The following is a 15937-nucleotide window of genomic DNA, read 5'->3' on the forward strand; positions in this document are numbered from 1 at the left end:
TTTAAAAAGATTAAGAGTGTCCGATGATACTTAAACAGGCAGTAGGTTGCAAGAAGGGATTGAATTCCATGAAGGTTCTGACGACCTTCCGATGCGAATTAAAAAAAGGGATATCATGGTCAATATCAGCATTCATTCACTTTACAAGGATCTTGAGAGATCAATAAACAGCCTTAAAAAAGATACCGGCAGTGTTTTGCGTTCAAGAAAGGTAGTTGAGGATGCTCTGGAAAAGGACGAAGCATTTTATGGTATCAATACAGGGTTTGGGATACTTGCTAACAAAAGAATTGGGGCTGATCAACTTAAACAGCTCCAGAGAAACCTGATTCTTTCTCATTCGGTGGGTACGGGTGACCTTATACCGAAGGACATATCACGCTTAATGTTAATGCTTAAGATCCATGCATTGGGAATCGGTTATTCTGGTATTTCCAAAGACACCTTCGAACGTCTCATCTATTTCATTGACAAAGACCTGATCCCCTGTGTTCCGGAGAAAGGTAGTGTGGGAGCATCAGGAGACCTGGCTCCATTGGCTCATATGTCTCTTCCGTTGCTGGGTTTCGGTTCATTTTGGAATGAGGATGGTACCAAACAAATACCGGCTGATAAGCTGCTGAAAAAGCATGACCTTGAACCTATCGACCTTCAGCCCAAAGATGGACTGTCTTTAATAAATGGCACGCAACTCATGAGTTCATATGGTGCCTATATTTTGGAAAAATCACTTCACCTGATCAAGATCGCCGACTTACTTGGGGCCATGAGCCTCGAAGCACTTCAGGGCAGTATCAAACCATTCGACAAGCGTATCCATGAGATCCGTCCCCATAATGGGCAACAAACTGTGGCATCCAATATTCGCCATTTGCTAGAGAAAAGTGAGATCCTGGAATCACATAGAAACTGTGGTAAAGTTCAGGATCCATATTCCCTCAGATGTATACCTCAGGTACATGGAGCCAGCAGAGATTCTATTGATCACTGTGTGAAAGTTGTGGAAACGGAAATTAATTCGGTGACAGATAATCCGCTCGTATTTCAGAATGGAGACATCATATCTGGAGGGAATTTTCATGGTCAACCGTTGGCATTGGTTCTGGATTTTGCAGCCATTGCCCTGGCGGAACTTGCCAGCATTTCTGAAAGGAGAACCTACCTGATGCTGGAGGGACATGATGGTTTGCCGGAATTACTGATGGAGGAAACCGGGATCAATTCCGGATTCATGATCCCCCAATACACCGCTGCTGCCCTTGTTTCAGAAAATAAGGTTCTTTGCCATCCTGCTTCAGTAGATTCTATTCCAACCAGTCTTGGTCAGGAAGACCACGTTAGCATGGGGAGCATTGGGGCTCTAAAGCTGCTTGATGTCTATAAGAATGTTGAGCAGGTATTGGCTATTGAAATGTTCACAGCAGCACAGGCCCTTGATTTCAGGAAGCCATTAAAGCCGGGAGCAGGCATTGAAAAAGCGCATCAATATATCCGAAAACATATCGCACATGCTGATGAAGATCACTTTTTTAAAGATGAGATCAATCAGGCAGTTCATCTTTTAAGTGACGAATCACTTATCAGTGGTTTGGATCTTAAATGAGAGTATGACAAAATGAGCCTGAATAATCCTCGTTTTATATTGCCGGTCATTGTGTTTTCACAATTTGCTGGAACCTCGTTGTGGTTTGCTGGCAATGCTGTTTTGCCGGATCTTATCCTTGAGTTATCACTTGACCTTTCAGCTGTTGGGCACGTTACCATGGCGGTACAGGCGGGGTTCATTATCGGAACGCTCATCTTTGCGGCAATGAATATGGCAGATCGATACTCTCCGGTCAGGGTTTTCTTTGCTTGTTCTGTTCTGGGGGCATTATTCAATCTTTCAGTGATCTTTGCATCAGGTTATGCAACACTTTTGTTTGCTCGTTTTTTGACCGGATTCTTTTTGGCGGGAATTTATCCGGTGGGAATGAAGATCGCCTCTGACTGGCACAAGGAAGGTTTGGGAAAAGCGCTTGGTTACCTGGTGGGGGCGCTGGTCCTTGGTACGGCCTTCCCTCATTTTCTGAAGTTTGCCGGTGCTGATCTGGCCTGGCGTTTTGTGATGGTGAGTACTTCTTTATTAAGCGCCTCAGGTGGATTGTTATTGCTACTGACAGTCAATGATGGTCCTTATGGAGGAAAGAAAGGTGACTTCAAGCCCTCTGTTATGTTCAAGCTGTTCAAAGACCGAAATTTCCGGTCAGCGGCTTTTGGATATTTTGGTCACATGTGGGAATTATACACCTTCTGGGCTTTTGTCCCGGTGATGATCGCCTTTTATAATTCAGGTTTTGAGGGTGAAATAAATGTTCCGATCTGGTCTTTTCTGATCATAGCAGTAGGTTCCTTGAGCTGTATCGCCGGTGGATATATATCACTTAAGAACGGAAGTAAATATGTGGCCTCGTTGTCTTTGATGATCTCAGGCATCTGTTGCCTGATCTCACCATTCATATTTGATCTTCCTTCCTGGTCATTTTTGTTGATCATGCTAGTGTGGGGAATAAGCGTGGTTGCCGATTCACCACAATTCTCAACGCTGGTAGCCCAGTCTGCTGACCGGTCTTACGTGGCAACCGGATTGACCCTTGTCAATAGTTTTGGTTTTGCCATCACAATAATCAGCATTCAGGTACTGACAGCAGTTTGGGTTGAGAGGATGACCCCATGGGTATTTTTGATCCTTTTGGCAGGACCATTGTTTGGTTTACTATCCATTAGGAGATTCAGGGTACATTCAACTACCTTGTAACAAAATCATACAACCGTACGTGTAAGTGTTATGGAATTATTATGGATCATATTAGGAAGTATTTTTATTCTCATTGGGCTAATTGGAGCTTTTCTTCCCGTGGCTCCCGGACTCCCATTCAGTTATGTAGGTTTACTTATACTGCAGATCCTGCATAGTCCGTTTTCACTCACCTTTATGATCGTGTGGTTGCTGATCGTGATCATTTTCGGTTTTGTATTGGATAATACCCTGCCGGCATGGGCTACTAAGAGATCAGGAGGAACGCCTTATGGTATCACCGGTAGTATTCTTGGGCTTATTGCAGGATTGTTTTTCCCGCCGATCGGGTTTGTGGTTGGTCCTTTAGCCGGGGCTTTTATCGGTGAGATTATTGCAGGTCAAAGATTTGATCGAGCTCTCAGGTCAGCATTAGGAGCTTTTGCCGGTTTTATGGCTGCCACCGGGTTAAAAGTCATCGCTGCTGGGGTGATGGGATTCTATTACTTCACAAATATTTGATAAGGCCATCTCTTTCTCAGCTTAATAATTTCAAGAGCATAAAAAAGCCTGACCTGTTTACCACAAGTCAGGCTTCGTAATTTCAGAACCGTTTGTGATCTTAGTTTTTGATAGTTACGGTTTCTATTTTCAGTTCAGAATCAGGACGTTGAGTTTCAGTTCCCTTTAGATACTGATTGAACCAGCGCATCATGCGAAGGCTGAAGTCGTATCGTGCTGTTGCGTTACGGTTACCATGACCTTCACCGGGGTAAAGTACCAATCGCACCGGGGTCTCTGTTCGGGTCTTGATATGGCGGTAGAGCTCATAAGACTGTCCCGGATCAACCCGTGTGTCTTCCTTACCATGCATGATCAATAGAGGTGTTTTGGCGTTATCAACATGGTAAATAGGGCTGCGTTCCAAGTACCCCATATAATCATCCCAAATTCGTTTTCGGGCATGTACGTGAAACAGCTCTTCAGGTATATCAGAAGTTCCCCATTTTGATAGGTTGTTACTGATACCAACTGACATCACACCGGCCGCAAAGCGATCGCTGTAGCGGGTGCTCATCCAGGCTGTAGCATAACCACCATAAGAACCACCGGTTACACCTACTTTATCTTTGTCTGTGACTCCCTGCTCGATCAGGTAATCAACGCCTTCCACGATATCGTCAAATTCTGCACCGGCAAGATCACCCTGACTGCTCATGGCAAACTCTAGTCCTCGGCCTGTACTTCCGCGATAGTTCGGGTAAAATACAGCAAATCCATCGGCAGCACCCATTTGCCCGGTCATGGAGTAAGCGGTTAGCCAGCCATTACTGTAATGGGCTTCAGGACCGCCATGCACCACGGTTACCGTCGGGTAACGCGTTCCCTGCTCATAATTGACAGGATAGATCAGTATACCTTCGATCTCCATGCCATCCTTGGTGGTATAGGATATGGCTTCCTGTTTACCAAGTTCCTTGTCATCCAGCCATGGGTTGCTGTTGGTTATTCGTGTTGGTGATCTTTCTCCCCTTTTCAGCAGGTAAACTTCATCCGGATGTTGTGCGGTGTTCGCATCAAATACGATCGTACCATTGGCGGCATGGGCAAAAGAAGACAGTATCGGGCCTCCGGTAGGAAGGATAGCTTTCATCTGTTTGCCATCGCTTTTAATCGTTCCAAACTCAGACCAAACACCTTTGCTTACCAAGTAATGAAGGGTGTTGTTATCAGCCCACTCAACCTGTTCAAATTTTCCTTTAAGGTCTTTCTGCAGTATTTGGGTTGAACCGGTTTCGGGATCCACAATTTTTAACCTGCCATCGATCGGGTCATTGATATCAGCTCCGGCGATCATTGCGATCTTATCATTATCTGGGCTCCATTTAAAAGCCCCGAGCTTACCTTTATGATCCACTTCAGAGATGACCTCGCGAGTCTCGTGATCGACCACAAGTATCTTTTGGGCCATATAAAAATCATCCACAAGAGGTGAAGGAGCTACCGCAAGGGCCAATTTTGTTTGATCGGGACTCCATGTGGCAGCGGTTACATGTCCGTCAATATCTATACGGTGTGGCATATGTCCGGGCATGGCAACATTCTGAATGTAGGCCCAGGTTTCAGTCAGATTCTCTTCATAGATCTCCGGAGTGTAGGGCAATGGAGATGGTGAGGATTCCTTAGGTTGAGCGGCACGGAAGATGATATGGTTGCCATCCGGGGCCCATTCATACCCTGAAATATTGGTTGTGAAAGAATAGAGTTTTTGAGCTTCACCGCCATTCAGTGAGATCTCATAAATGGAACGGGTGTCATCTCCTTCCTGACGATCCAGAAAGGTAATACTGTTATAATTAGGCCTGAAAGCAATACCACTTACGCTACGCCCGGTAATAAATGGTTGTGTTTCTTCGGTCTCAATATCCAATAAATAAAGATAAGAGCTGGCTGGTTTGTTTTCTTTCATCGGGTCAGCTTGTACAACCAAGGTGTAAGCAGCTGTTTGTCCGTCAGGCGATAAATAGACAGACCCTACATTTTTGATCTTAGCGACATCATCCGGTGTTATTCCGTTTTGCGCAATTGCTGACAGCAGTAATCCCATCGACAGTATCATTGACAATACTGCAGATCTTTTAAGTGAAAATTGCATAGTTATACCTCCAGAATGGTAATTTTTTATTTTTGAATAAATATAATCATAGAACAATGTCATCTAAACAATTAGTCTGAAGATTGTATGAATATCAAACAGAATCCTAATAACGGTTTTCCTACAAAGTTTGATATGAATGCTATATTAGCTTTATTCAAATATCACTTTAATAAATACACACTGTAATGCTTGCCAAAAATTCTCTTTTCTATGGTTTTGTATGCCTGATACTTATATCCTGTTCAACTGGTCAGGCAAAAACAGACTATTTAGTTATTAAAGGGGCTACTTTATTTGATGGAAATGGGGGGGAGCCTATTACCAACAGTACAATATTGATCCGAAATGATAAGATCGATTGTATTGGGAAGGCGGCTGACTGTTCCATACCCATGGGTACGGAGGTAGTTGACGGATCCGGGAAATTCATAACCCCGGGTTTGATCGATGCTCATATGCATTTTTTCCAGACCGGATTTTTTGACAGTCGTCCTGACGCCATGGATCTCAATGAAACCTACCCCTTTACCGAAATAGCGGCTTATCAGGAGCGCAACCCTGATAGGTATTATGATACTTACCTCTGTTCAGGAATCACCGGTGTTTATGATGTTGGGGGAATGAGCTGGTCGGTTGCTTTACAAGAACAGGCAGAAGAGAATCCCAGGGCTCCACACGTAGCAGCTGCCGGTCCCTTACTGACACCCGTTCCCGGTGCTCCATTTGATCTTCCATCAGACCGTGTGTTGGTTCAGTTAGATTCTGAAGAAACGGGAGTGAAAATGGTTCAGTATATGTCTGCATTGGGTAGCACCGGTATAAAATTCTGGATGCTTAGGGCTGATGATGAGGAATATATGAGGCGGGTGAAAGCAGCAGCTGATGAAATTGAAAAATATGATAATCAGATGATCGTACATGCTACTTCATTGGATCAGGCTAAAGCAGCTGTTCAAAGTGGGGCTAAATTATTGGTTCACAGTGTACAAGATCAACCGGTAGACGAAGAGTTTATAAACTTGATGAAAGAACAAGGTACCATTTATAACCCCACTCTGGTCGTAGGGGCCGGATACACTGTGGCGTTCAGGGGCGCGGCTGATATCGCTCCGATACCGATCAACGACCCCAATGGGTGTGTGGACCAAAGAACGCGTGAACTCATAACGACAGCCTCACAATTTAAGGATCACCCAAGACTGAGTGGGGGATTTAAAGACCGATTGCAGGCATTCGACCCTGAAACAGATATGACCTCAGACATCATGTTACAAAACCTCAGAAGGCTATACGAGGCTGGAGTACCGATCGTAGTAGGAACCGATGCAGGAAATCCCGGAACTCTTCATGGGGTTTCAATCTATGACGAAATGGAGATGATGCAGAAGGCGGGAATAACACCGGAAGACCTGATCGTAATGGCTACCAAAAATGGCGCTATCGCAATGAGACGGGAGAATGATTTTGGAACCCTGGAGAAAGATAAGCTGGCTAATCTCATTATTCTCGATGCAAATCCGGCTGACGATATTTCAAATATGAGGAGCCTGTCTCACGTCATGATCAAAGGAAAACTGTTGGATGTTACTTCCATACAGCAGCATTAATTACTCTTAAATGAATACGAGCTCTTTTTTTGAACTAATTTTAAAAAACAATCTAACCGACATGCGATTTTTAAACACAGCTTTACTCCTTGCTTTTGTATTTTCCGTTTTAAACACCGGTCTGTCAGCTCAGGACAGATCCTTAGGAAAGATCGATTTCCCGAATTCGGGGGATGCTGCTGCACAAGCCGATTTCATGGAAGGCATGAAATACCTTCATAATTTTGAATATGCCGATGCCGCGAGGGCTTTCAAGCGTGCCAGGGAGATCGATCCTGATTTTGCGATGGCATATTATGGTGAGGCTAAAAGTCATAATCACCCGCTTTGGTTTCAGCAAGACAGGAATGCAGCTATGGAAGTGCTAAGTGAATTGGGCAGAACTGTAGCGGAACGTCAGGAAAAAGCCGGTTCACAAAAAGAAAGGGACCTGCTGATGTCACTGGAAATACTGTATGGAAATGCCAGGGAATCTGAAGGTAAGTCAAAGGAAGAACGGGATCTGTTGTATCTGGATTTCATGGAAACCCTGCATGAAAAGTATCCCGAAGATCATGAGATCACAGCTTTTTATGGATTATCTATCTTAGGCTCGGCTCATGAAGGCCGTGATTATGCGATCTACATGCGGGCGGCAGCTGAGTTGTTTGATGTGTGGAATGAAAACCCCGAGCATCCCGGCGCAGCGCACTACCTTATCCATTCCTTTGATGATCCGGTTCATGCCCCACTTGGTTTGCCAATGGCAAAAGCCTATTCGAAGATCGCACCGTCTGCGGCTCATGCCCAGCATATGACCTCACATATCTTTTTGGCATTGGGTATGTGGGATGGCGTTATTGAAGCAAATATCGTAGCCCGTGATGTTCAAACAGAAAGGCAAAAAGAACTGGGTGAAGCTACTACAGTATGTGGGCATTATCCGTGGTGGCTGGAATATGGTTTCTTGCAGAAAGGAGATGTTGATTCTGCGGAACGGGTGTTAAATACCTGCTACGAACGTATTTCCGGTGAACCCAGCAGTAGTGAATTGTGGCACTTTGCAGTTATGAGAGGTCATTATGTGGTGGATTCGGAAAATTGGAAAGCTGCGGATATGTTTAATACTGAATTTAATCCCGGTACCAGGGGCGCAGTGAATTATTACTATACAACTGCACTTGCTGCTTTAAATCAGGAGAACATGGCTGAGGCTAAGCAGGCATTGGATAAGTTGTCGCAAACATCGGAATCAGTTGAAAGAAATATTCAGATGGATCAGATCAAGTCGCTGATGCTTGTGAGAGAAGGCAAACAAAACGAAGGCATAGAATTATTGGAGAAAACTGCAGAGGTTGAAGCCGGCTTACCTATCGATTTTGGCCCACCTGTAATTGTCAAGCCTTCATATGAGTTGCTCGGTGATATTCTTTCGGAAATGGGGAGGTTTGATGAAGCAAACGAAGCATATAATAAGCAACTTGAACGCACTCCTGAGAGAAGAAGGAGCCTGTCGGGCCTTAACGAGTAAGATGAGATAAGAATTCAACAATAAAATGTGATGCGAAAAAGCTTAATTACTTGAATTTCTGCCGGAATCTGTTACTTTTACATTTGTAAACATCTATATCAATTTCCGGAGGGACAAATGAAGTACGTAATACAATTCGCCCTTGTAACGTGTCTGTCTTTACTGTTGTCAGTATCAGTAATGGGACAGACTGAAGAGAACGCCTATCTGAACATCGACTACCTAAAGGTCGAAGCTGAAGATTATGATGATTTCGAGAGATTAGTGAAAGAGGAATGGAAGGGGGTTTATGAAAAAGAGCACTCAACTGATAAGCTAAAAGGCTGGTATTTCTACAGGGTTGGGTATCCCGGAGGCCAAAGAAGTTCCTATAATTATATGATCGTTACAACCTACAAAGACCCAAATACCCTTGTTCGCGTAAGCGAAGCGATCAACAAACAGGTTGAAAGTGCAGATTCCCGTTTGATGGAAAGAACAAATGCCCTGGCCACCCATCAGTTCTCAGAACTATGGAAAACAGTCGCCGGAATTTATAACGGTGAAACCCAGGACCTCGGTGAGTTTGTCGTTATGAATTTTATGATGGTAAATCCGGGAAAAGAAGCTGAGTATATCACACTGGAAAATGATATGGCCCGTCCGCTTCATGAGGCAAGGGTTGAAGATGGGACCATGCACAGCTGGAGGACTTATTCTCTGATACAGCCGGGAGGATTAAGTTATACCTACAATTTTGTAACGGCCGATTACTATGAAGAACTGAATCACATTGAATTTGGATTCACGAACGAGCTGATAAAGAGTGTGATGCCGGGTACAGATATCAATGAAATGTTTGATGCGATCTATGCAACACGTGACATTGTAAAAAGTGAAATGTGGCAGTTGGTTGATTCCTTTTGATCTACCCTGTTTACAGTTCAGAACATGCATAAAAAAATCTAATTAAAACTGACCCCTAAGAAAGATATATTCATATAATTAAAAGACGGATCGAATTTTGGGTAAAATAGAATGATCAGTCTTTTCAGCTAAGGGAAATGTGAATATAGTTAGGGTAAAATTGATAGCACACATTCAAGCTGTAGACAGAATGGTGTTTACAGCATGTATATTTATTTTGGGTTTGGGTTTTTGGGGCAATACAGTATATGCTCAGAACACTGATAAACTTGATAGCATATCAGCAAGGCTCGACTCTGCTGCAATGTTGTTTTTAACTAATGCTCCGGAGTTTGAAAGGTCAGTGCATGAATCCACACCATCTTTTTTTTATGATTCAACCTTCACCTATTCTGACCTGACACAAACCGAGATAGATCTCCTGAAGACCAGGCAAGAGGTCCTGAACTCGGATTATGGAGTTGAACTTGAGGCCGGATTACTTCAAAATTTAGACCAGGGAGTTTTTGGAGCAGAAGGTATCTTTTATCAGAGAAGAGCACAGGTTGGCGTTCAGTGGAATATTCTCAAAAATGGTTTATTCGAAAACAAGAGTGAGATAGAGCAGCTGGATAGTGAGATCAAGATACAAGAGAAAAGGGCACAGGCAATCTCTCGCCAGGATGATCTTGATTCAAGGATCAACCGGCTTAGGTCTGATTTCAATAGATCAAAAATTGAACGCTTAGAGGAATATCTGGAGATACTTGAAGAACAAAAATTTGCCGTAACCCGTCTCTATGAACAGAATTATGTTACCCTGGAAAGAGTATTGGATGTGACTTCAAAAATAGTGAAGGCAGAAACAGCTCTTGAAAACAGTAAAAGGATTGAAAGGTATTATAATGTCTCTGATCGGTCAGTATTATCAGGTCAGGACTATCCGGTGTATGATATTGATCTGGGGAGGCTTAGTAATGAGGGATTGGTGTTTTATGATGAACTTTCGTCATTGCAACAAGGAACGGATTATAAATTTTATAATGAATTATCCCTTTCAACTTACCTGAGGTATAATCTTTATGGAGGTACAAATCCTCAAAATTCATTTCAAAATTCAGGCAGTAGAGAATTCTTTTCTGCAGGAATCTCACTATCCCTTCCGATCCCGTTGAGTACTAATGGAAAGAGAAGCATTCATGAACAGGAAGAGAAGATCCGAAAGCTTACTCTGGAAGAGGAAAGAAATGAAATGAATACCAAGCTGTTTGAAAGATATAGGGCTTATCAGTTAGCTCTTCAGAATTATGTAACGATCTATCAAAATGTACTGCTTCAGCAAGACAGGATCAGAGTACAACGGGTTAAAAGAACTATTGGTTCTGATATTTACAGTCCAAGTGAATTACTGGATGCAATATCAGAACTTTACAATGTATCTCTTCAGATCCTCGAGGTTAAAGAAGAATTATATTTACGACTTTTTGAAATGCAGTCTCTTATTCCGGACCACTCGTTGTCAAAATATCTGATGCCGTTTGTTATGAATGATGCAGTTTATGAAAGCAGTCCTGATTATGGATTGTATATGTGGTCGGGCAGTCTGCATGTGAATTCCACTGAATTATTGATTAATGAATTAAAGAGCGAGGGTTTTCAAACATTATATGTTTCTGCAGGTCCTGATAGGGAAGGGCTTGATACCATTCAAAGGCTCATTGATTCAGTGTCAGGTGAGTTTTACTTAATGATCGGGGATCCAAATCTGATCTTTGAAGATCGTTACCAAAAGTTAAGTGATCATATAGCTATTGCGGATTCAATTGGTGCAAGTGGCATTCATCTTGATATTGAACCGCATACGCTGAACGATTGGGAAGAAAATACCGGAGAATACCTACAAGCTTATGCTGACATGGTCGCTCAGGTTCGTGAATGGACAGAGGAGAAAGAACTTAAATTAAGTATATCAATAACAGAGGAATACAGGTCACTATTTGATGAGTTGGATTCCATTGTTGATAAGGTTGTTTTGATGACTTATGGGATTAGCGATTTTCAGAACTATTCAAAGAGATATGGTGAAGTAATTATGGCTGCTCCACTTGGAACGGCTATTGCACTGAGAACAAGTGATTTTGAATCCTTTTCATCAATGGAAGAACTCATTCAAAATATTAAGGAAGGGTTCGGTGTCGGTAAGTTTTTTATTCATGATTATGAATCATGGAAGCAATTGAAAAATAATTAGAGTAGAATAAAGCAAAATGCAAAGCGGACAATTTAACAGTAATAAATCGACGATCAGGGGGACCAGGGAAAAGGATACTACCCAGAAAACAAACTGGGATCGTGTCATCTATCTTACCCTTCTTTCTGTGGCTTTGATATTCATCAGCTACTACCTGATCAACAGAAATTTTTTCGTTGTGGGTGATGGAAGGGTGGTAACCAATGAGCTGCAAGTGGTTTCCCCAAGTGATATCCGGTTTCAGGAGTTTTACGTTGAACCGGGAGATACGGTCCAAAAATCGGATACCTTATTTCGGTTTACATTTATAGAATGGCAACAATCAATGGATAGTCTGGAAACCTTGAAAAAGAGATTGAATGATGCCTCAAATGAATTGGATGATGTGCAGAATGAATTACGCATTAAAAACCGAGAAGCTCAAAGGGCTCAGCAACAAAAGGAATATTTTGAGGAGAGATTATCTCAGGTCAAACGTGAAGTTAGGTTGGGTGTTTCCACAGTCTCTGAAATGAAGTCTGTGGAAGATAAGATCATGAATGAAAGGGGTATTCTTTCACTCATAAATGAAGAAATAGAACTTCTTGAGAACCAAAGAAATAAGCTGCAGTCGTTGATTGCAGATCCCTATGGTAGAGATGGTTCCAATTTGGAGCCGACAAGTATGCAACATATATATAAGGCTCCTGTTCCCGGTATAATAACAACTGTTCATAAAAGTGAATCTGAGATCGGTTTAAAGTCAGAAAGAGTTTTATCTATACTTTCCGAACAGTCACAATTGAGGATCAAGGCGATCTTTCAACAGAACAGTGGTAAATATTTGAGTATTGGTGATGAAATGAGCGTTACGTTTGACAACGGGGATAAAAGCAAAGGTGTGGTAACCGATATTTATGCTGCGGAGGCCCTTATCGACCGGCCTACAGGCAGTCAGAGTGAACTTGAGTTCAGCGTTCAAATCGTAGCTGAATTAAAACCGGAAGATCCCCTGGACATGGATCGATGGAAGTCCTACAATAAAATGGGTGTAACCGTTAAAAAAACAATATTCTGATGGCAATAGATGATTTTTTTATAGACGAAGACAACGAGGGACTTGAGGATAAGAGGGTGTTTGAAGTTGGTGATCTCAGGTTTTTGAAGATCAGTGACCAGGAGCCTGTCAGACTGGAATTACTAAAAGATTATTCCGGCCTTATTATTGAGTATACGCGACTCACTTTTACCCTGGAGTTGATCAAAACAATTCGGTCTCATGATGAAGAGCAAGTGTATCTGATGCCGCTCTTTCTATATAAAAGTTACGGTGATCATAACGAGGACCTGTCAGAAATGGTGGATGGCACTCTGGAGCGTTTGAATAATTTAAATGCAATTGCGGAGACAACAGATATCATTCAAAAAAGAATGTAAGAAGGGGATTACACGTACATACAGGCAAATGGATCTATGAAAAAAATAAATTGTTTGATAGTTGAAGACGACGCTGCTTTTCAAAAAGTGGCATATCATATGGTACAGAAAGCCGATAGGCGCTTGAACCCGGTTGGATTGGCTAGTAATGGAGCAGAAGCCATTGATATGTACAATCGGTACGATATCGATATTTTGTTTTTAGATATTCATATGCCGGATATGAGTGGTTTTGAGTTCCTGGATGAGATAGAGGTCAAGGAAGATCTTCAGATCATTTTGATGACAGGGGATGAAGATTATGCTCTTCAGGCATTTGAATATGGCATCACCGATTATTTGCTGAAACCATTTTCGGCCATACGTTTTAGAAAATCTGTGACACGGGCAATAGAGCGCCTTCGAAGTGAAGGTCAGGCTTCCTCAACAGAGAATATTCTTTTGCGCAAGGCCCTTCAATTGGCTCACAGCCGTAATAAGGATATTGTTCCCATTCCCAGCCGAACTGCAAAATTAGGCTATACCTATCCTCTTTTGACCATTAATCTGGAATATGAAAACGAACATACTGCCCTTGACATATTAGAGTCAGCTGAAAAGGAAGGATTGGTAAACGGTGATTTTGTGGATTATATCTATTCTTGCAATAATTGCTATAATAGCCTGCTGCACTTTCGCGAATCGTGTCCAAAATGCCAATCCTCTCACCTTAAGATTGAGGATCTGGTCCATCACTTTCCATGTGCTTACGTCGGGCCTGTTTCGGATTTTGTAAAATCTGAATCATCAGAGATCATGGAATGCCCAAAATGTAAACGTATTTTGAAGCACATCGGGGTTGATTATGATAAGCCGTCTGTGATGTACACGTGTCAGCAATGTGATCATGAATTTCAGGATCCTCACATCAAAGCAAAATGCCATGATTGTGGAGCAGATACCCGTGTCGAGAGGCTGGTAAAGCGACAGATCAAAAAGTATAAACTGACCAAGTTGGGTCGGGATGCGGCAACAGGGAAGTACAATATTAACCTGAAAGGTTTTGATGAGTTAAGTGACATCATCAATGATGAATATTTCATAAGGTTGCTGAAAAATGAGATCGGACGAAAGAAAGTTGCCAATTTTGATAGTACCGTTGCAGCCCTTCAAATGTCGAATCTGACAGATCTCTATCAGGTGATAGGTGAGCAGGGTCAGAAAGAGTTGATCATAGAATTATTTGAGCTATTAAATAGTGAGTTACACTCATCAGACGCTGTAATTTTTAAGGATCGCATAACCACCTTGTTTCTGTTCACTGAAAAAGATCTTGAAGAATCGCAAAGCCTGATCGGAAAATATAAAGACCGTTTAAGTGAACTTATTAAAGATAATTTTGATGGATTTGAGGTCACTTTCGAGGAAGCCTTGATGCATATTGAGGAAGATAAAGAACCACAATTTCATCTTAGACAGCTAATGTCTTCATTCAACGAACCTGAATAACCCACATGGTCGATTTCGTTACATATTGGAGTATGGAAGGGGTCAGCGGATTCTTTAGGGTCTTCTGGTTTTTTATCTTATTTGAGTTTCCCCGGTTCATAGTAATGGATTACTCAATGCTTATTGTATACTGGGTAAAAGGCAGGTTTGCAGAGAGGGATTATCAGGAAGCCCGTGAGGAATTTCTTTCAGCAAAACCCTTCATTTCTGTGATCGTGCCCGGTAAGAATGAAGGCGAGAATTTTGAACGGCTTGTGGAATCCCTGGAAGAGCAAACTTATCGAAATTTTGAGATCCTGATTGTGGATGATGGATCTGATGATCAATCTTTGATCATCGGAAGACATCTTGAAAGACAGGGACGAATCGATAAATTCATATCTCATTTCGAGCGTGGTGGAAAAGCCTCAGCGGCTAATACAGCGCTTCGATATGCCACCGGAGAATTTGTGGTTCACCTGGATGCAGACAGTAGTTTAAGATATGATGCGATCGAAGAGATCATGATACCATTCTATATGGATTCAAAGATCGGTGCAGTTGGTGGAAACCTGGAAGTTCGCAATCCAGACATAAATCTTTGTACCACATTTCAACAAATTGAATATAACATCTTCATCATGGTAGGGCGCATGGTAACCTCCTCATTAGGTATCCTGAGGATCGTTTCGGGTGCATTTGGGGCTTTCCGTAAGGAAGCATTGGATAAGGTTCATGGATGGGATATTGGTCCTGGTCTGGATGGTGATATTACGATCAAGATCAGAAAACTAGGGTATAAAGTTCACTTTGAGCCAAAGGCTACTATCTTCACAACCGTACCGGAATCTTTTATCAGTTTAGCAAAACAGCGGGTAAGGTGGAGCCGGTCGTTGGTGAGATTCAGGCTCCGAAAGCATAATAATCTGTTTATGCCATTTGAAACCTTTGATATCAGAAATTTCCTCACGGTCGCTGAGAATATTTTCTTTAATTTTATACTGAATTTTTTCTGGTATGTATACATGATCGATATCATCGTAAACTTTACTCAGGAGATACTCTATGTTCTTGTTGCCGGATTAATGCTCTACAGTGCATCCAAATTCCTTCAATACCTGGTTGTACTTATCCTTTCAAGCGACTGGAAAAGAAAGTTGAAATATATTGTCTATTTGCCCGGAATGGTTCTGTACACGGGATATTATATGAGATTCATCAGAACCACTGCTTACCTGAAAGAATTATTCTTTAAAGAATCATTCGATGATAATTGGAATCCGCAAAAAACATCTTCTCAGGCCAAAAAACTGGAAGGAAATATTGAGAAAATATTCAGGAAAACCGGCAGTTAACAGCTGAAGGT

12 protein-coding genes are annotated in these 15937 nt (G+C 42.1%); 11 read left to right on the top strand and 1 reads right to left on the bottom strand.

Features of this window, described 5'->3' with window-relative positions; translation table 11 throughout:
* The first annotated feature begins 115 nt into the window (after nucleotides 1-115).
* Genes hutH through AC13FX_RS01440 form a run of 3 tightly spaced genes read left to right on the top strand, consistent with a single transcriptional unit; the run spans nucleotide 116 to nucleotide 3298 of the window.
* Nucleotides 116-1603 carry a histidine ammonia-lyase gene (hutH, locus tag AC13FX_RS01430; protein ID WP_482878674.1) on the top strand — a complete coding sequence of 496 codons (1488 nt, stop codon included), beginning with the start codon at nucleotides 116-118 and terminating at the stop codon, nucleotides 1601-1603.
* Nucleotides 1604-1615: 12 nt separating this feature from the next.
* The gene (locus AC13FX_RS01435) at nucleotides 1616-2797 is read left to right on the top strand and encodes an MFS transporter (protein ID WP_482878621.1); all 1182 of its coding nucleotides are present in this window, start codon (nucleotides 1616-1618) and stop codon (nucleotides 2795-2797) included.
* 30 nt (nucleotides 2798-2827) lie between these two features.
* Nucleotides 2828-3298 (top strand): DUF456 domain-containing protein, encoded by a 471-nt coding sequence (locus AC13FX_RS01440; RefSeq protein ID WP_482878622.1) that lies wholly within the window; start codon nucleotides 2828-2830, stop codon nucleotides 3296-3298.
* A 100-nt stretch (nucleotides 3299-3398) separates the two neighbouring features.
* Here the strand turns inward: AC13FX_RS01440 and AC13FX_RS01445 are convergent, their stop codons facing one another.
* On the bottom strand, nucleotides 3399-5432 hold the full coding sequence (locus tag AC13FX_RS01445) for a S9 family peptidase (RefSeq protein ID WP_482878623.1): 2034 nt from the start codon (nucleotides 5430-5432) through the stop codon (nucleotides 3399-3401).
* A 188-nt stretch (nucleotides 5433-5620) separates the two neighbouring features.
* On the opposite strand from AC13FX_RS01445, the gene AC13FX_RS01450 reads away from it, so the two are divergent.
* From AC13FX_RS01450 to AC13FX_RS01485, 8 genes are all read left to right on the top strand, one after another.
* On the top strand, nucleotides 5621-7042 hold the full coding sequence (locus tag AC13FX_RS01450; RefSeq protein ID WP_482878624.1) for an amidohydrolase family protein: 1422 nt from the start codon (nucleotides 5621-5623) through the stop codon (nucleotides 7040-7042).
* Between the two features lie 61 nt (nucleotides 7043-7103).
* Entirely contained in the window at nucleotides 7104-8552 is a 1449-nt protein-coding gene (locus tag AC13FX_RS01455; protein ID WP_482878625.1) for a tetratricopeptide repeat protein, read from the top strand.
* 117 nt (nucleotides 8553-8669) lie between these two features.
* A complete protein-coding gene (locus tag AC13FX_RS01460; RefSeq protein ID WP_482878626.1) occupies nucleotides 8670-9458 on the top strand; it encodes a hypothetical protein in 789 nt (262 codons plus the stop codon).
* A gap of 160 nt (nucleotides 9459-9618) precedes the next feature.
* Nucleotides 9619-11688, top strand: coding sequence for a TolC family protein (locus AC13FX_RS01465; RefSeq protein WP_482878627.1), 2070 nt, complete (start codon nucleotides 9619-9621; stop codon nucleotides 11686-11688).
* A gap of 16 nt (nucleotides 11689-11704) precedes the next feature.
* Complete coding sequence (locus AC13FX_RS01470; protein WP_482878628.1) at nucleotides 11705-12745, top strand: HlyD family secretion protein; 1041 nt, start codon at nucleotides 11705-11707, stop codon at nucleotides 12743-12745.
* A complete protein-coding gene (locus AC13FX_RS01475; RefSeq protein WP_482878629.1) occupies nucleotides 12745-13104 on the top strand; it encodes a hypothetical protein in 360 nt (119 codons plus the stop codon). The genes AC13FX_RS01470 and AC13FX_RS01475 overlap by 1 nt, the downstream gene beginning before the upstream one ends.
* 36 nt (nucleotides 13105-13140) lie before the next feature.
* Nucleotides 13141-14592: a TackOD1 domain-containing metal-binding protein gene (locus tag AC13FX_RS01480; protein WP_482878630.1), complete on the top strand. Its 1452-nt coding sequence runs from the start codon at nucleotides 13141-13143 to the stop codon at nucleotides 14590-14592.
* A 5-nt stretch (nucleotides 14593-14597) separates the two neighbouring features.
* Nucleotides 14598-15926: a glycosyltransferase family 2 protein gene (locus tag AC13FX_RS01485; protein WP_482878631.1), complete on the top strand. Its 1329-nt coding sequence runs from the start codon at nucleotides 14598-14600 to the stop codon at nucleotides 15924-15926.
* The last annotated feature ends 11 nt before the right edge of the window (nucleotides 15927-15937 follow it).

Source organism: Gracilimonas sp. B-17, assembly GCF_056857935.1.